Source organism: Herbidospora mongoliensis (genome assembly GCF_001570545.1).
Lineage (GTDB): Bacteria > Actinomycetota > Actinomycetes > Streptosporangiales > Streptosporangiaceae > Herbidospora > Herbidospora mongoliensis.
This window is the reverse complement of sequence record NZ_BBXD01000021.1, coordinates 118,733-135,408: the sequence shown is the minus strand read 5'-3', so window position 1 is coordinate 135,408 and position 16,676 is coordinate 118,733. Positions and strand designations below refer to the sequence as shown.

The 16,676-nt window shown below is 70.1% G+C and carries 15 protein-coding genes; 9 read left to right on the top strand and 6 right to left on the bottom strand.

All coding sequences use genetic code 11. The features are described from left to right. Nucleotides 1–78: 78 nt before the first annotated feature. Together AW272_RS31220 and AW272_RS31215 are read right to left on the bottom strand one after the other, a co-directional pair. Nucleotides 79–1,098, bottom strand: coding sequence for an adenosine deaminase (locus AW272_RS31220; protein ID WP_066372901.1), 1,020 nt, complete (start codon nucleotides 1,096–1,098; stop codon nucleotides 79–81). A 55-nt stretch (nucleotides 1,099–1,153) separates the two neighbouring features. Next, nucleotides 1,154–2,236 carry a S1C family serine protease gene (locus tag AW272_RS31215; protein ID WP_066372900.1) on the bottom strand — a complete coding sequence of 361 codons (1,083 nt, stop codon included), beginning with the start codon at nucleotides 2,234–2,236 and terminating at the stop codon, nucleotides 1,154–1,156. A gap of 246 nt (nucleotides 2,237–2,482) precedes the next feature. On the opposite strand from AW272_RS31215, the gene AW272_RS31210 reads away from it, so the two are divergent. The 3 genes from AW272_RS31210 (at nucleotide 2,483) to AW272_RS31200 (ending at nucleotide 6,556) form a co-directional block, all read left to right on the top strand. Beyond that, nucleotides 2,483–3,172 (top strand): hypothetical protein, encoded by a 690-nt coding sequence (locus tag AW272_RS31210; RefSeq protein WP_066372898.1) that lies wholly within the window; start codon nucleotides 2,483–2,485, stop codon nucleotides 3,170–3,172. Nucleotides 3,173–3,230: 58 nt separating this feature from the next. Then, a complete protein-coding gene (locus AW272_RS31205; protein ID WP_066372896.1) occupies nucleotides 3,231–5,378 on the top strand; it encodes an acyl-CoA dehydrogenase family protein in 2,148 nt (715 codons plus the stop codon). A gap of 77 nt (nucleotides 5,379–5,455) precedes the next feature. Beyond that, complete coding sequence (locus AW272_RS31200) at nucleotides 5,456–6,556, top strand: NAD(P)H-dependent flavin oxidoreductase (protein ID WP_066372894.1); 1,101 nt, start codon at nucleotides 5,456–5,458, stop codon at nucleotides 6,554–6,556. Here AW272_RS31200 and AW272_RS31195 read toward each other — a convergent pair. Next, nucleotides 6,543–7,352, bottom strand: a complete 810-nt coding sequence (locus AW272_RS31195) for a crotonase/enoyl-CoA hydratase family protein (protein ID WP_245657811.1) — start codon at nucleotides 7,350–7,352, stop codon at nucleotides 6,543–6,545. The genes AW272_RS31200 and AW272_RS31195 overlap by 14 nt on opposite strands. A gap of 58 nt (nucleotides 7,353–7,410) precedes the next feature. On the opposite strand from AW272_RS31195, the gene AW272_RS31190 reads away from it, so the two are divergent. The 5 genes from AW272_RS31190 to AW272_RS31170 are packed head-to-tail and all read left to right on the top strand — an operon-like array spanning nucleotide 7,411 to nucleotide 13,471. After that, on the top strand, nucleotides 7,411–8,943 hold the full coding sequence (locus tag AW272_RS31190) for an acyl-CoA synthetase (RefSeq protein ID WP_066372891.1): 1,533 nt from the start codon (nucleotides 7,411–7,413) through the stop codon (nucleotides 8,941–8,943). Next, complete coding sequence (locus AW272_RS31185) at nucleotides 8,933–9,784, top strand: Zn-ribbon domain-containing OB-fold protein (protein ID WP_066372890.1); 852 nt, start codon at nucleotides 8,933–8,935, stop codon at nucleotides 9,782–9,784. The genes AW272_RS31190 and AW272_RS31185 overlap by 11 nt, the downstream gene beginning before the upstream one ends. Beyond that, the gene (locus AW272_RS31180; RefSeq protein WP_066372889.1) at nucleotides 9,784–10,761 is read left to right on the top strand and encodes a thiolase family protein; all 978 of its coding nucleotides are present in this window, start codon (nucleotides 9,784–9,786) and stop codon (nucleotides 10,759–10,761) included. Before AW272_RS31185 ends, AW272_RS31180 begins: the two co-directional genes overlap by 1 nt. Beyond that, nucleotides 10,761–11,909 carry a thiolase family protein gene (locus AW272_RS31175; RefSeq protein WP_066372888.1) on the top strand — a complete coding sequence of 383 codons (1,149 nt, stop codon included), beginning with the start codon at nucleotides 10,761–10,763 and terminating at the stop codon, nucleotides 11,907–11,909. Before AW272_RS31180 ends, AW272_RS31175 begins: the two co-directional genes overlap by 1 nt. Beyond that, entirely contained in the window at nucleotides 11,906–13,471 is a 1,566-nt protein-coding gene (locus AW272_RS31170) for an acyl-CoA synthetase (RefSeq protein ID WP_066372886.1), read from the top strand. The genes AW272_RS31175 and AW272_RS31170 overlap by 4 nt, the downstream gene beginning before the upstream one ends. Here AW272_RS31170 and AW272_RS31165 read toward each other — a convergent pair. From AW272_RS31165 to AW272_RS31155, 3 genes are read right to left on the bottom strand one after another with little or no spacing between them, the layout of a single operon-like run. Continuing rightward, a complete protein-coding gene (locus AW272_RS31165) occupies nucleotides 13,461–14,045 on the bottom strand; it encodes a dihydrofolate reductase family protein (protein WP_066372884.1) in 585 nt (194 codons plus the stop codon). The genes AW272_RS31170 and AW272_RS31165 overlap by 11 nt on opposite strands. 34 nt (nucleotides 14,046–14,079) lie before the next feature. Continuing rightward, nucleotides 14,080–14,712 (bottom strand): LysE family translocator, encoded by a 633-nt coding sequence (locus AW272_RS31160; protein ID WP_066372883.1) that lies wholly within the window; start codon nucleotides 14,710–14,712, stop codon nucleotides 14,080–14,082. A 28-nt stretch (nucleotides 14,713–14,740) separates the two neighbouring features. Continuing rightward, entirely contained in the window at nucleotides 14,741–15,595 is an 855-nt protein-coding gene (locus AW272_RS31155) for a LysR family transcriptional regulator (protein WP_066373098.1), read from the bottom strand. A gap of 101 nt (nucleotides 15,596–15,696) precedes the next feature. Here AW272_RS31155 and AW272_RS31150 point away from each other — a divergent pair, with 101 nt between their 5' ends. After that, on the top strand, nucleotides 15,697–16,650 hold the full coding sequence (locus tag AW272_RS31150; RefSeq protein ID WP_066372882.1) for a threonine ammonia-lyase: 954 nt from the start codon (nucleotides 15,697–15,699) through the stop codon (nucleotides 16,648–16,650). Nucleotides 16,651–16,676: the final 26 nt, after the last annotated feature.

The following is a 16,676-nucleotide window of genomic DNA, read 5'->3' as shown; positions in this document are numbered from 1 at the left end:
AAGGCTCGGCTTCGAGTCAGCTTAGACCCAGTGATCGCGAACAATGCCTAAGAAACCGTTATTTCCCGACGGGATCCTTTAAAGACGGGCGCAGTCTGCTATTTCGGCTAGCAAAGAGCGCTTGCTCGGCTCGTCCATGAATGACGCCTGAACCGCGTTTCCGGCCAGGTCGGCGAGACCTGAGCGGTCCAGGCCGAGCAGGTCGGCGGCGACGGCGTACTCCTTGTTCAGGGAGGTGCCGAACATCGGCGGGTCGTCGGAGTTGATGGTGACGAACACGCCGGCCTTCACCAGTTCGGGCAGCGGGTGCTCCTCCAGCGACGCGACGGCCCTGGTGCAGACGTTGGACGTCGGGCAGACCTCCAGCGGGATCCGGTGCTCGGCCAGGTATTCCATCAGTGCGACGTCGCGGGCGCTGCCGATGCCGTGGCCGATGCGCTCCGCCGAAAGGTCGCGCAGCGCCTCCCACACGGTCTCGGGGCCGGTGGTCTCGCCGGCGTGCGGGAGCGAGTGGAGGCCCTCGGCGCGGGCGGCGTCGAAGTAGGGGGCGAACTGCCTTCTCGGCACGCCGATCTCCGGGCCGCCGAGGCCGAAGCCGATGAGGCCGTCGGGGCGCTGGTCGAGGGCGACCCGCAGGGTGCTCTCGGCCGCCGGGATGCCCAGCTCGCCGGGGATGTCGAAGATCCACTTGAAGGCCAGCCCGTGATCCTTCGCGACGGACGCGCGGGCGTCTTCGATGATCTCGCAGAACTGCTCAGGGGCGAAGCCGTTGATCAGGTGGGTGTACGGCGTCACGGTCAGCTCGACGTAGCGCGCGTTCTGCGCCGCGAGATCCCGGCCCACCCCGTAGATCAGCTGCCACAGGTCCTCGGGGTCGCGGATCAGGTTGAGCACCGCGACGTACACCTCGATGAAGTGGGTGAAGTCGCGGAAGGTGAAGAATTCGGCCAGCCGCTCGGGGTCGGCGGGCACGGGGGTGCTGCCCTCGTGGCGGGCGGCGAGCTCGGCCACGACCCGGGGGGACGCGGAGCCGACGTGGTGGACGTGCAGCTCCGCCTTGGGCAGACCGGCGATGAAGGTATCCAGATCTGATGTCACGAGCCCGACCGTAGCGCTGAGCCCTGGAAGAGGGCCAACTTCTTACACGGAATTGTCAGTTTCCTCCGGGAAGCTCGCCCAGGGTGACCTGGACGGTCGTCTTCGTGCCGTCGGAGTGCTGCACCGCGACGGGCACCTTCTGGCCGGGCTTGAGCGTGGCCAGCACCTCGCTGAGGTCGGCCGTGTCCTTGGTGGGCTTCCCGTTGACGCTGGTGATGACGTCGCCGTTGCGGATCCCCGCCTTCGCGGACGGGCCGTTCGGGGTGACCGCGCCGACCTGCACACCCATCGGTTCTCCGTCGTCGCCGATGGCCGTCCCGACCTGGACGCCCAGAGCCGCCCGCCGCGTGTTGACCACCCGGCCGTTCGTGATGATCTGCTTGCTGATGTCGGTGGCGGTCGCACTCGGGATGGCGAAGCCGATGCCGTCGGCGGGGCCCTGCTCCGGGTCGTTGGCGCCCAGCGTCGGGATGCCGATCACCTCGCCGCGCAGGTCGACCAGGGCGCCGCCGCTGTTGCCCGGGTTGATCGGCGCGGAGGTCTGGACGGCGTTGGTGATCGTGCTGCCGGGCATGCCGCCCTCCCGGGGACCGGAGACCGTCCGGCCGAGCGCCGACACGATGCCCGAGGTGACCGTGCCGGAGAAGCCCAGCGGGTTGCCCATGGCCAGCACGATCTGGCCCACCCGGAGTTTGGTGGAGTCGCCGAACGTCGCCGGGGTGAGGCCGCGGGGGTCGTCGACCTTGATGACGGCCAGGTCGCCCGCCGGGAAGGAGCCGACGAGGGTGGCCTTGCGGGATGGGCCGCCCGTCGGAAGAGTGACCTGGAAGGTGCGGGACTCGCCCACCACGTGGGCGTTTGTCACGATGTGGCCCTGGGCGTCGTAGACGATGCCGGATCCCAGGGCGTTTCCGGTGGTGATCTGCACGATTGACGGCAGCACCCGGTGGATGACGTCTTCGTAGGCCGACTGCAAGCCCAGGGCCCCCTGTGGCGGGGACGCCGGCGTGCTCGCGCTCGCCGAGGCGGAGGGCGCGGGGGTCGCCGTCGTCGTACCGGGTGACGAGTTCGAGCAGCCGGGCACTGCCGCGAGGCAGGCGAGAACGGCGATCCGGCTGATGACCGGCGAGAATTCCATGCGAACCTGTCTACCCAGGTAGATCACCGGATGCCAGCACCGTTGGCCAAAGTATTGGACCGTGCCATCGTCCGGCTTCGATCATGAATTTTGACGTAATCTGCCGTCATGGCGGACGAACACGGCACCCCAGCCCGGCCGTCGGCACGCTCCTACGACGCGCCAACCACCCCATTACCGATTTATCGCCCTCCCGTCGAAGAGGTCCCCGCCCCGGTTCCGCCACCACCGCGCAAAGGCAACCGGATGCGGATCCTGTGGACGATCTTCGCCGCGCTGGTCACCGTGGCCGCGGTGGTGTTCGCCTTCTCGGCGTTCTCCTCCGACGAGCCGTCGCGCGAGGTGGCCGTCCTGCCCGCCGCCGAGTCGGCCACCGCGCCCTCCCCGAAACCGAAACCGTCGCGCACCGCGCTCTCGCTGCCCAAACCTCCGGCGCAGAAGGCGCCGGCCGCCTATTCCGGGGCCGGCACACCGACGGCGGGCCTCATCGACGACCGGCGTTCCGGGATCGTGTACGCCGCCTTCGCCGACCCCTGGGAGCAGATCAAGCCCGACCCCTTCCAGTTCCGCCAGCGCGCCGGTCAGGCGATCATCGCCTCGGGCCCGATCCCCGGCGCGAATCCCGGCACCCCCAAGACGGCGCCCAAGTGGCGTGACCTGACCGCCAAGGCGGCCCGCTGGACGGTCACCCGCTACCAGCCCAAAGAGGCGACGTTTGAGTGGACCGCCTCGCAGAAGATCCCCAACGGCACCGGATGGGTGCTCGGCTACCGGGTGGCCTGGGAGACCGGCGGCAAAAGGCATACCGCCGAGGCGATCGTGGTGCTCGTGGCGACATCGGGAAAGCCCGCGATGCTGTTCGCCTCGGTGCCCGATTCGCGGAAGGAGCTGCGAAAGGACCTGAACGTGCTGCTTGAGACGGTCCGTCCCCGGTAGCCTCGAAGCTTCTTCTAGAATATGATTCTGTCCACATTGCCGAGTGTGGAGGGGCCAAATGGCGATCGGGCTGAGCGAAGAGCACGAAGCACTGCGTGAGTCGGTGACCGGCTGGGCGGGCCGGTTCATCACGTCGCAGGTCGTGCGCGCCGAATCGGACGAGCGACCCCCCTTCTGGTCCGGCCTCGCCGATCAAGGACTGCTCGGCCTGCACCTGCCTGAAGACGTCGGCGGCTCCGGCTACGGCCTGCTGGAGGCCGCTGTGGCGGTCGAGGCCCTGGCGGAGAAGATCGCGCCCGGCCCCTACGTGCCGACCGTGCTGGCCAGCGCCGCGATCCACGCCTCCGATGAGAAGTCCGACTTGCTGGCCGGGCTGGCCGACGGCACCAAGACCGGCGCCCTCGCCCTTGACGCCGCGCTGACCGCGTCAGGTGACGGGACCGTCTCGGGTGTGGCCGAGCAGGTGCTGGGAGCCGCGCAGGCCGACATCCTGGTCCTCCCGGTCGGCGAGTCGTGGATCGTGATCGACGCCTCGGCCGCGACCATCACCCCGATCCCGGCGCTCGATCTCACCAGAGGCGTCGCCCGCGTCGAACTGTCCGGCGTCGAGGGGCGCACCCTCGACGGTCTGACCAGGGAGACCGTGCACCACCTGGCCGCCGTGCTGCTGGGCGCCGACGCCATCGGAGTCGCCTCCTGGTGCGTCACCGCAGCCGCCGACTACGCCAAGGTCCGGGAGCAGTTCGGCCGTCCGATCGGCCAGTTCCAGGGGATCAAGCACAAGATCTCGCGCATGCTGGTCGTGCTGGAGCAGGCCCGCGCGACCGTCTGGGACGCCACTCGCGCCACCGGTTCCGAGCGTGACTACGCCGCCGCGATCGCCGGGGTGGTCGCCCCCGATGCGGCCGTGCAGTGCGCCAAGGACGCCATCCAGACCTTCGGCGGCATCGGCTACACCTTCGAGCACGACGCCCACCTCTACTTCCGCCGCGCCCTCACGATCCGGGCGCTCCTGGGGTCGTCGGCCGACTGGAAGGAGCTGGTCGCCGGGCAGAGCCTGGCCGGGGTGAGCCGGGAGATGCGGCTCGACCTGCCGGCCGACGCCGAGCCGCTGCGCGAGCGGATCCGCGCCGAGTTGGCGGAGATCGTCGCGATCGAGGGGATCGAGCAGAAGCGGGCGCTGGCGGCCTCCGGGTTCGTGATGCCCCACCTGCCGCGGCCGTGGGGCCGGAACGCGTCGCCGCTGGAGCAGGTGCTGATCCAGCAGGAGATCAAGGCGGCCGGACTCAAGATGCCGCAGATGATCATCGGCGCGTGGGTGGTGCCCTCGATCGCCGTGTACGGCACCGAGGAGCAGCAGCAGCGCTTCCTGCCGCGCACGCTCAGCGGGGAACTCATCTGGTGCCAGCTGTTCTCCGAGCCCGGCGCGGGGTCCGACCTGGCCAACGTCCAGATGAAGGCCGAACGGGTCGAGGGCGGCTGGCGGCTCAACGGGCAGAAGATCTGGACCAGCGTCGCGCACGTCGCCGAGTGGGGGATCCTCATCGCCCGCACGTCCAGCGAGGGGTCCAAGCACGACGGCATCACCTACTTCATCGTCGACATGAAGACCGACGGCGTGACGGTCCGGCCGCTGACCGAGATGACCGGCGAGAACCTGTTCAACGAGGTCTTCTTCGACGACGTGTTCGTGCCCGACGAGCTCGTGGTCGGCGAGGTGAACCAGGGCTGGAAGGTGGCCCGCAACACGCTGTCCAACGAGCGGGTCTCGCTGTCGTCGGGCGCGGGCGGCACCGGGGCGTCGGTCCCCGACCTGGTGGGGCTGGCCGGGCGGCTCGGCCGGGAGCTGACGCCGGTGGAGCGGCAGGAGTTCGCGAGCGTCGTCTGCGAGGGCCACTCGATCAACGCGCTGTCGCTGCGGGTCACCCTGAAGCAGCTCGCCGGGACCGAGCCGGGCGCCGACGCGTCGGTGCGCAAACTGCTGTCGACCTCGCACGCGCAGCACGTCTCCGAATGCGCGGTGAACCTGCTCGGCCCGGCCGCGGTGACGGCGGCCGACTGGAAGCTCGGCGACGCCGGCTACTGGAACCGGGCGATCCTGGCCACCCGGGCCATGACGATCTACGGCGGCACCACCGAGGTGCAGCTCAACATCATCGGCGAGCGCATGCTGGGCCTGCCCCGCGACCCCGAGCCGGGGAAGTAAAGAACATGTTTCATAAACCTGTTCCGGGCCTGATTCAAGACCTGGAACAGGTTGCAGTTCAGTTGTAGCGTCGGGGCATGCGGACGCGCGCGGCCGACATGTTCGGCCTAGAGTTCCCGATCTTCGCCTTCAGCCACTGCCGCGATGTCGTCGCGGCGGTCAGCAGGGCCGGGGGCATGGGCGTCCTGGGCGCCCTCTACTTCACGCCGGAGGAGCTCGAGACCGAGCTCAACTGGATCGACGAGCACGTCGACGGCAGGCCCTACGGCGTCGACGTGGTCATGCCGGCCTCCTACGAGGGCGCCGACTTCGCGCCCGAGGAACTGGTCGGGCGGCTCCAGGGGATGATCCCCGAGGGGCACCGGAAGTTCGTCGACGACCTGCTGGCCCGGCACGGCGTGGCCGAGTCGGAGACCGCGGCCGGGCGGGTGCTGCTCGGCTGGACCGACGCCACCGCGCGGCCCCAGGTCGAGACCGCTCTCAAGCACCCGATAGCGCTGCTCGCCAACGCGCTCGGGCCGCCGCCCGCCGACGTGGTCGAGCAGGCCCATGCCAAGGGCGTGAAGGTCGCGGCGCTCGCGTCCACCCCCCGGCACGCGATCAAGCAGGTCGAGGTCGGGGTCGACCTCGTGGTGGCGCAGGGTACCGAGGCGGGCGGGCACACCGGCGAGATCTCCACGATGGTGCTGATCCCGCAGGTCGTCGACGCGGTGGACGTGCCGGTGCTGGCCGCCGGGGGCATCGGCGACGGGCGGCAGGTCGCGGCCGGGCTCGCGCTCGGGGCCGAAGGGGTGTGGACGGGCTCGATCTGGCTGACCGTCGAGGAGGCCGACACCCCCGAGATGGCCAGGCGGCGGATCCTCGCGGCCACCTCGCGGGACACCGTCCGGTCGCGGTCGTGGACGGGGAAGCCGGCCCGGCTGCTCAAGAACGAGTGGACCGACGCGTGGGAGGCCGCGGACTCGCCTGGCACGCTGCCGATGCCGCTCCAGTTCATGCTGGTCAGCGACGCGATCCGGCGCATCGGCCGGTCGGACGCGACCGAGCTGGCCACCTTCCCGGCCGGTCAGATCATCGGCGCGATGAACGACGTCAAACCGGCCAGGCAGGTGATCTTCGACCTCGTCGAGGGCTACGTCGAGGCCATGGACCGGCTGCGGGCCATCAGTGACCGGTGAAGCGGGCGGGCCGCTTCTCCCGGAAGGCCAGCGCGCCCTCCTTGGCGTCCTGGCTGCCGATGACCGGCCAGCCGAGGGCGTCGGAGATCTTCAACGCCTCCTCCTCCGGCAGCCCGACCGTGTCGCGGTGGGCCCGCAGGATCGCCTGGACCGCCAGCGGGCCGCTGGCGGCCACGGCGTCGGCCAGTTCGCGGGCCTTCGCCAGGGCCTGCCCGTCGGGCACGACCTGGTTGACCAGGCCCATCCGCTGCGCCTCGTGGGCGCCGACCGCACGGCCGGTGAGCAGCAGGTCCATCGCGAAGGCGTAGGGGATCTGACGGGTCAGCCGGATCGCGCTGCCGCCCATCGGGAACAGCGCCCGCCTGGCCTCGAACAGGCCCAGCGTCGCGCTCTCGGCGACCACCCGCAGGTCGGTGCCGACGAGCAGCTCGGTGCCGCCCGCGACCGCGTAGCCCTCGACGGCGCAGACGATCGGTTTGGTCGGCATCGCCTCGCGGAGCAGGCCGCGCCAGTGGTAGTTGGGGATCTCGGCGGCCCGTTTGCGGACCTGTTCGTCCGCGCTGGGGCCGGCCATGGCCTTGAGGTCGGCGCCGGCGCAGAACGTGCCGCCCGCGCCGGTCAGGATGCCGACCCTGACGTCTTTTTGGTCGGATATGTACGCCCAAGCGTCCGCCAGCCCGACGAGCATGTCGGTGGAGAGCGCGTTGCGCGCCTCCTGGCGGTCCATGGTCACGATCACGACGTGGCCGTCGCGGTCGACTCGGCAGTGCGGGGTGCTGATCGGCAAGCGTTCCACGTACGTACTGTCCGACGCCGACCTCCGGAGATCAAGCGCTTGCTTGGAAGGAACGCCCATGGGATCACTCGGATTCTGGCGCCTGGCGCAGGCCGACCCCGCCTGGATCGCCGCGATCGACCCCGACGGCACGGAGCACAAGGCCGGTGACCTGCTCGCCCGCGCCAACCGGCTGGTGCACGGGCTGCGCGACCTCGGCCTCAAGCCGGGGGACGGGATCTGCGGGCTGGTGCCCAACGGCGCCGACGGGCTGACGCTCTACCTCGCCGCGCTCCAGGCCGGGTGGTACTACACCCCGGTCAACTGGCACCTGACGGGGCCGGAGATCGCGTACATCGTCGAGGACAGCGAGGCCAAGGCCTACTTCGTGGACGAGAGGTTCGCCGCCGAGGGGATCAAGGGCCGGGCCGGGCTGGGGCCGGAACGGTGCTTCGCGTTCGGGGAGGTCGAGGGGTTCTCGCCGATCCCTTCCGGGCCGTCGAGCCTGCCCACGGGCAGAACCGCGGGCGCGACCATGCACTACACGTCCGGGACGACCGGCCGCCCCAAAGGGGTCAGGCGCGGACTGAGCGGCCTCGATCCTGACGACATGGCCGAACTCATGACCTCGCTGCTCAGGCTGTTCGGCATCACGGAAGGGCAGCCCAACGCCCACCTCGTCACCGCGCCCGCCTACCACACCGCGGTCACCCAGTTCGGCGGCAGCGCGCTGCACATGGGCCACACACTCGTGCTGATGGACAAGTGGGACGCCGAGGAGACGCTGCGGCTGTGTGAGCGCTACCGCGTCACCAACTCCCACCTGGTCCCGACGCACTTCAAGCGGCTGTTGTCGCTACCGGAGGAGACCCGGAACCGCTACGACCTGTCGTCGCTGCGGTGGATGATCCACGCCGCCGCGCCCTGCCCGGTGCCGGTGAAGTCGGCGATGCTCGACTGGTGGGGCGACGTCGTCTGGGAGTACTACGCCGCCACCGAGGGCGGCGGGACCATCGCGTCGCCGGAGGACTGGAAGAAGCATCCCGGCACGGTCGGCAACGCCTGGCCCATCAGCCAGCTCCTGATCGTGGACGACGACATGAACCCCGTCGACCAGGGCACCCCCGGGACGATCTACATGAAGATGGGCGCCGCCGCGTTCGAGTACAAGGGCGACCCCGAGAAGACCCAGGCCAACCGGCTGCGCGACTTCTTCACCGTCGGCGACATCGGCTACCTCGACGCTGACGGGTTCCTGTTCCTGTGCGACCGCAAGGCCGATCTGATCATCTCGGGCGGGGCCAACATCTACCCCGCCGAGATCGAGAACGAGCTGCTCATCCACCCCAAGGTCGCCGACGTCGCCGTGTTCGGCATCCCCGACGACGAGTGGGGCGAGCAGATCAAGGCCGTCGTCGAACCCGCCGAAGGGGTGATTCCCGGGCCGGAGCTCGTGGAGGAACTGCTGGCCTCGCTCCAGGGGCGGCTGTCGACCATGAAGTGGCCCAAGACCATCGACTTCATCGAGGAGATGCCGCGCGAACCCAACGGCAAGCTGCTGAAACGCAAACTCCGGGCGCCTTACTGGGAGGGCCGGGCCAGTGCCATCTGAACCTAACCACGTGCTGGAGTTCCCGGGTGGCTACACCCGGTCGACCGGGCCGGTCATCGGCCGCTTCCTCACCGAGTTACGCGCCGGCCGGATCGTCGGGGTGCGCACCGCCGCGAAGAAAGTGCTGGTGCCGCCGCTGGAGTACGACCCGCTGACCGGCGAGCCCACGCTCCCCGAGTTCGTCGAGGTCGGGCCCGCCGGGACCGTGCGCGAGTGGACCTGGGTCGACGCGCCGCGCAAGAACCACCCGCTCGACCGGCCGTTCGCGTGGGCGCTGATCAGGCTCGACGGTGCCGACACGTCATTGGTGCACGCGGTGGACGGCGGGTCTTTGAAGGCGATGCGCACCGGATTGCGAGTGTGGCCGCGCTGGCGTCATGACCGGGTCGGCTCGATCACCGACATCGAGTGTTTCGTCCCGGAAGTGACCACGATCGTGGCGAACGTGCGGACCGAGTACACGGTGACGCCCGGTGCCGCGCTCGCCCGCTATCTCGACGCTCTGACCAGGAACGTCTTCCTCGCGGGCCGGTGTCCGTCGTGCCGGAGCGTCTACGTGCCCTACCGGCTGTCGTGCCCGCAGTGCGGGTCGGTCATCGAGGAGGAACTCGAGGTCGGGCCGTCGGGCACGGTCACCACGTTCGCGATCAACAACCTGCCCGATCCCCGGGCGCCGCAGGTGCCGTTCGTGTCGGCGTACATCCTGCTCGACGGGGCCGACATCCCGATCATCGCGCTGCTGGCGGAGATCCCGGCCACGGAGGTCGTCGAGGGGATGCGGGTGCGGGCCGTGTTCGAGGGCGGGGCCGTGAAGTGGTTCGCGCCGGAACGGGAGGCGTGATGAGACCGGTCGCCGTCGCGGCGTTCGCGCAGACCACGCACACCGGCCACGACACCGGGCTGGCGGAGGCGGAGCTGATTCTCCCGATCATCCGCTCTGTACGCGAACAGTCAGGCCTCCAGGAATTCGGCTTCACCTGTTCGGGGAGCTGCGACTACCTGGCCGGGGCGCCGTTCTCGTTCGTGTCGGCCCTCGACGCGGTCGGCGCCTGGCCACCCATCCAGGAGAGCCACGTCGAGATGGACGCGGCCTTCGCCCTCTACGAGGCGTGGGTGCGATTACAGCACGGCGACCTCGACTCGGCCCTGGTCTACGGCTTCGGCAAGTCGTCGATGGGCGACCTGCGCGAGATCATGACCCTTCAGCTCGACCCGTACTACCTGGCGCCGCTCGGCCTCGACCAGCTCTCGTACGCGGGTCTCCAGGGCAGCGCCGTCAGCAGCGACGTCAAGAAGATCGCCCGGCGGAGCTGGGAATCCGCTCAAACCAATGAGTTCGCGCTCAGGCTTCCCGAACCCGTGGAAACCGCGCCGATCACGGACGGAGCCGCCGCGATCGTGCTGGTCGCGGGCGATCTGCTCCGGGAGCGCACGAACCTCGCGTACATCAATGGCATCGCCCATCGCATAGACCCGCACTATCCGGGCATGAGGGACCTCGCCCTGTCGGCCTCCGCCGCCGCTGCCGCAACGGCGGCGGGGGTCGGCAAGGGCCATGTCGACGTCGCCGAGCTGCACGTCCAGTTCGCCCACGAGGAGACGATCCTCGTCAAGGCGCTCGGCCTCGGGGCCGGCACCGACATCAACCCCTCCGGCGGGCCGCTGGCCGCCAACCCGGTCATGGCGACCGGGCTCATCCGCATCGGCGAGGCCGCCCGGCGGGTCATGGACGGCACCGCCGCCAGGGCCGTCGCCCACGCCACCAGCGGGCCCTGCCTGCAGCAGAACCTGGTCGCCGTCCTGTCCCGGGAGTCGTGATGGGCAATCGTTGCGCGGTCATCGGGGTCGGCCAGACCCACTACACGACCCGGCGCCGGGACGTCTCCATGGCGGGCCTGGTCCGCGAGGCGGCCCTGCGCGCGCTCGAAGACGCCGGTCTGACGTTCGCCGACATCGACGCCGTGGTCATCGGCAAGGCGCCCGACCTGTTCGAGGGCGTGATGATGCCGGAGGCCTATCTCGCCGACGCGCTCGGCGCGGCCGGGAAACCCGTGACGCGGGTGCACACGGCCGGCAGCGTCGGCGGGTCGACCGCCCTGGTCGGGGCCTCGCTCATCCAGGGCGGCGTGCACGATCGGGTGCTGGTGGTGGCGTACGAGAAACAGAGCGAATCGAACGCCACGTGGGCCCTGTCGACCCATCTCCCCTTCACGTCGTCGCTGGTCGTGGGGGCGGGTGGCTACTTCGCGCCGCACATCCGCGACTACATGCGGCGGTCGGGGGCGCCCGATCACATCGGCGCGCTGGTGGCGGTCAAGGACCGGTTGAACGCTCTCAAGAATCCCTACGCCCACCTCAAGATCCCCGGGATCGACCGGGCCATGGTCGAGTCGACGCCCATGCTGTGGGAGCCGATCCGCTACCTGGAGACCTGTCCGTCCTCTGACGGCGCGTGCGCGATGGTGCTGTCGTCCGAGAAGGCGGTGACGGGCACGCCCGCCTGGGTGCACGGCGGCGCGATGCGCTCGGAACCGATCTTCCGGGCGGGACGGGACACGGTCAGCCCGCAGGCCGGCATCGACTGCGCCGCGGACGTCTACCGTCAGGCCGGCGTGACCGATCCCCGCCGCGACCTGGACGTGGCCGAGGTCTACGTGCCGTTCAGCTGGTACGAGCCCATGTGGCTGGAGAACCTCGGGTTCTGCGGCGTCAACGAGGGCTGGAAGCTGACCGAGTCGGGCGCCACCGCGCTCGACGGAGACATCCCGTGGAACGCCTCCGGCGGCGTGCTGTCGAGCAACCCCATCGGCGCCTCCGGGCTCATCCGGTTCGCCGAGGCCGCGCTCCAGGTCCGGGGCATGGCCGGCGAACACCAGGTCGAGGGGGCCAGGAAGGCCCTCGGGCACGCGTACGGCGGAGGCGCGCAGTTCTTCGCCATGTGGATCGTCGGAGCGGAGAAGCCATGAGGTTCCACCACGCGGACCTTTTCGAGGGCATCGCCGACGCCATCGGCGACCGGACGGCTGTGATCTGCGGCGACGACCGCATGACCTACGCCGAACTCGACGCCGCCGCGACCCGGCTCGGCAACCACCTGGCCGCACACGTCGATCCGGGGGAGCACGTCGGGATCCACCTGTACAACGGGCTCGAATACGTGACCGCGCTGCTGGCCGTTCTCAAGATCCGCGCGGTGCCGGTGAACGTGAACTACCGGTATGTGGCCGAGGAACTGCGGTACCTGTACGACGACTCGGACATGGTCGCCCTGGTCTACTCCTCGGAGTTCGACGACAGGGTCACCGCGGCGCGCACCGATCGGATGCGGCACCTGATCGCGGTGGGGGATTCGGGGATCGCGGACGCGGTGCCGTACAGAACCGCGTTGGAAGGCGCGTCGGAGCGAAACTTCGGGCCGCGCGACGGCGCGGACCTCTACATCATCTACACCGGCGGGACCACCGGCCTGCCCAAAGGGGTGATGTGGACCCACGAGGACCTGTTCATGGCCTTCGGCGGCGGCAACCCCTACGGCCCGCCGCACACGACGCCGGAGGCGGTGGTCGAGCAGGCCCGCGCCGGCGGCCCGCTCACCATGATGGCGGCCGCGCCGCTGATGCACGGGGCCGCGCAGATGGGGACGTTCATCGCCTTCTGGATGGGCGCCACGATGGTGTACGTGCCGCGCTTCGACGCCGACGCGGTGCTGCGGGCGATCGGCCGCGAGAAGGTCATGTCGATCAACATCACCGGCGACGCGATGGCCGTCCCGCTGGCCGACGCCCTGGCAGATGGACTGGAGACGGGGGCCTACGACCTGTCGTCGCTGTTCGTCTTCAGCTCGACCGGCGCGATCCTGACCGGCACCGTCCGCGACCGCCTGCAGGGGCTGCTGCCGACCGTCATGATCATGGACAGCTTCGGCTCGACCGAGTCGGGCTACACCGCCTCCGCCGTCGCCGGATCATCGCCGGAGGCGGGCCTGAAATACCAGCCCAACCCCAACGCGACGATGGCCGTCCTCGACGGCGCGCTGCGCCCGGTCGGCCCCGGCGAGATGGGCGTCGTCGCCAAGACCGGACGGATCGCGCACGGCTACTACAAGGACGCGGCGAAGACCGCCGAGACGTTCGTGACCGACGCCGACGGCGTGAAGTGGCTGCTCACCGGCGACCTCGCCAAGGTTGAGACCGACGGGACCATCCGCGTCTACGGTCGCGGCTCCCAGTGCATCAACACGGGCGGCGAGAAGGTCTTCCCCGAAGAGGTCGAAGCGGTGCTGAAGGGTCATCCGGGTGTCTTCGACGCCGTGGTGACGGGATTACCCGACGACCGCTGGGGCCACCGGGTCGCCGCCGTCATAGAACCCCGGACGAAGGACCTCACGGAGTCGGACCTCGACGCCCACTGCCGCGAACGGCTGTCGGGCTACAAGGTCCCCCGGCAGTACGCCTTCGTCGACCTGCTGGTCAGATCACCGGCGGGGAAAGCGGACTATCGCTGGGCCCGCGAGCAGTTCAGCGCCTGATGTCGTAGGTCAGGTGGGTCGCCAGCGGCGAGTGGCGGCAGTCGACCAGGTCGAGGTCGGACTGGAAGGTGCCGTCGAACAGCGGGGTGCCCGCGCCGAGGACCAGCGGTGCGATGTGGATGCCCAGGCGGTCGACCACGCCCATGCGCAGATACTGCCTGATCACGTCGGCACCGCCGCCGATGGCGATCACCCCGTCGCCCGCCTTCGCGCGAGCCTGTTCCAGGGCTTCGGATGCGCCGGTGACGTAGGTGAAGTCGGTCGGCAGGTCGTCGGTGACGCGGTTGGTCAGGACGAAGACCGGGCTGCCGAATGGGTTGGCGCCGCCCCACTGATCGCCCGCGTCGAACATGCCCCGGCCGACGATGACGGCCCCCGCGCCCTGAAATTCGGCGAGGACTTCGGCGTCGACGGGGTGCTTCTCGCCCTCGAACGCGGGTTTCTCGTAGCTCCACGGCCCGCCGAACACCCAGTAGTGGAGGCGCTCGCCACCGTCGCCGAGACCGCGACCGGGAGCCCAGTCGGGGCCTGCGACGAAGCCGTCGAGCGAGATCGTGATGTCCGCGTGAATCATGCCGTCATCGTGCCGGACGGCACCGACATAACCGCTACTTCGACGGCTCGCCGGTGAACGCGGCCACCGCGCCGAGCCCGATGTAGACCACGCCGCTGCCGACGTCGAGCCGTCGACGGGCCTTCGCCGAGCTCTTGACGCGTCCGGCCAGGGCGGATGCGGCCAGGGCGTAGGTGCCGTCGCTGGCCATGCCGAGGACGATCCAGATCATGCCGAGCAGCACGATCTGCGGGGCCAGCGGGCCGGCGTGCGGGTCGGCGAACTGCGGGAGGAAGGCCAGGAAGAAGATGGCGGTCTTCGGGTTGAGGACGTTCACCACGAAGCCCTCGCCGAACAGGCGGCTCTTCGGGGTGGTCGTGACGACGGCCTCCTCGGCCGAACTCCGGTCCATGAGCTTGCGGATGCCCAGGTAGACGAGGTAGGCGGCGCCGGCGTACTTGACGATGGTGAACGCGGTCGCCGAGGCGGCCAGGATCGCGCTGATGCCCAGCGCGGCGGCGGCGATGTGGACGAGCGAGCCGGTGTGCACGCCGAGGACCGACACCAGCCCGGCCGCACGGCCCTGGGCGACGCTGCGGGTGACGATGTAGACCACGGCGGGGCCGGGTACGAGCAGCAGCGCCAGGGTGGCGACGGAGAAGACGGCTAGCGTCGACAAATCGGGCATGCGGTGAGGATAGGGATTTACGCCGCTGTCAGGCCAGCGGTTTTGACAGCGCTTCCAGTAGTGCCAGGGTGGCCGGTGGATCGGGCGGGGCGCCGTAGGTGGCGGCGTACACGTGCCGGATCGAGCCTGGCAGTTCGGCCGTCCGCACCTTCGGGTGCCGGTGGGCGCGCAGCGCCAGCGACGGCAGCAGCGCCACGCCGAGCCCGGCGGCGACCATCGCCTGGACGGCGACGTAGTCGTCGGTGGTGAAGGTGATGTTCGGGGTGAAGCCCTCTTGGGCGCAGATGTCGAGCAGGTGGCGGCGGCAGCGCTCGCATCCGGCGATCCACTGGCCGTCCTTGTGGTCCTTGAGGGTCGGGCCGTCGAGGTGGACCAGGTGGCCGGGGTCGTCGAACAGGTGCCGGGTGCGGATGTCGGGCTCTTCGCCCGGGCCGTAGCCGAAGACCACCGCGACGTCGGCCTCGCCGGACCTGATCATGTTCAGCGCCTCGGGCGGCTCGGCCTCGACGATGTGCAGTTCCACGCCCGGATACGCCTCGGCGAGCCTGATCCCGGCCTCGGGGACGAACGTGCCCATCGCCGAGGGGAACGCGGCCAGCCGGACGCGGCCGGCCCTGAGCTGGATGAGCGCCTCGAGTTCGGCGGCGGCGGAGTCGAGGCGGCCGAGGATCTCGGCGGCGCGTTCGGCCAGCAACCTGCCGGCGTCGGTCAGCCGGACGCCGCGTCCGACGCGTTGCAGCAGCTTGGCGCCGGTCTCGGCTTCCAGGCGGGCGAGGTGGTGGCTGACGGAGGGCTGGGCGTAGTGGAGTTCCTTGGCGGCCGCGGTGAGCGAACCGGTGCGGGCGACGGCGACGAGTACCCTCAGGCGAACGGGGTCCAGCACCCCATCGATGCTACCCGTCAGGGACATATCGACGCCGTCTATGGGTTTTGCCGCAAACCCCTATTGGACCTATCAATGCAGGTGGGTTCACGCTGGTCTGCATGACGGACATGCGTGACATCCTCCGGGCCGCCTCCCTCCTCGCCGGGCACATCCCGCCGACGCCTATGTGGAGCTACCCCGTGCTCAACTCGGTCGCCGGGGCGGAACTCTGGGTCAAGCACGAGAACACCCAGCCGATCGGCGCCTTCAAGGTGCGCGGCGGCATCACCCTCCTCGCCGCCCTGCCCGACCGGGACCGTGGAGTGGTGGCCTACTCGACCGGGAACCACGCCCAGTCGATCGCCTTCGGGGCGCGGCTGTTCGGGGTGCCGTGCGCGATCGTGATGCCGGAGAACCCGAACCCGTCCAAGGTCGCCGCCGTCGAGGCGCTGGGGGCGACGGTCGTCGTCGGGGGAGCGACCATGGTCGAGGCGGCCGGCGCGGCCCGCGCGGAGGCCGACCGCCTCGGACGCCGTCTCATCAGCCCGGCGGACGAGCCCGAGATCATCGCCGGGGTCGGGACCCTCTACCTGGAGATCCTCCGTGCCCAGCCGGACCTCGACGCGATCGTGGTCCCGGTCGGCAGCGGAACCGGCGCCGCCGCCGCCTGTCTGGTGGCGCGGGCGCTCGCCCCCGGGTGTCAGGTGATCGGCGTGCAGTCCTCCGCCGCCCCGGCGGCGCACGATTCGTGGCGGCTCGGCGAGATGGTGCTGCGCCCGATGAAAACGCGGGTGGACGGTCTGGCCACCGGCTCCGCCTACGCGCTGCCGCAGGCGGTGATGCGCGAACTGCTGACCGACTTCCTGCTGGTCACCGACGACGAGATCCGCGACGCCCAGCGCCTCCTGCTCACCCACGCCCACACCTTGGCCGAAGGAGCGGGCGCGGCGGCGCTGGCGGCGGTGCTGGCGCGGCGTGAGGAGTTCGCGGGCAGGAAGGTCGCCATCGTCGTGTCGGGCGGGAACGCGGGCCCGGCGGAACTAGCGGCGATCTTCCAGGAGAGCGGAGCATAAGCCGAAATTTCCGGCCGGAGGCCGGA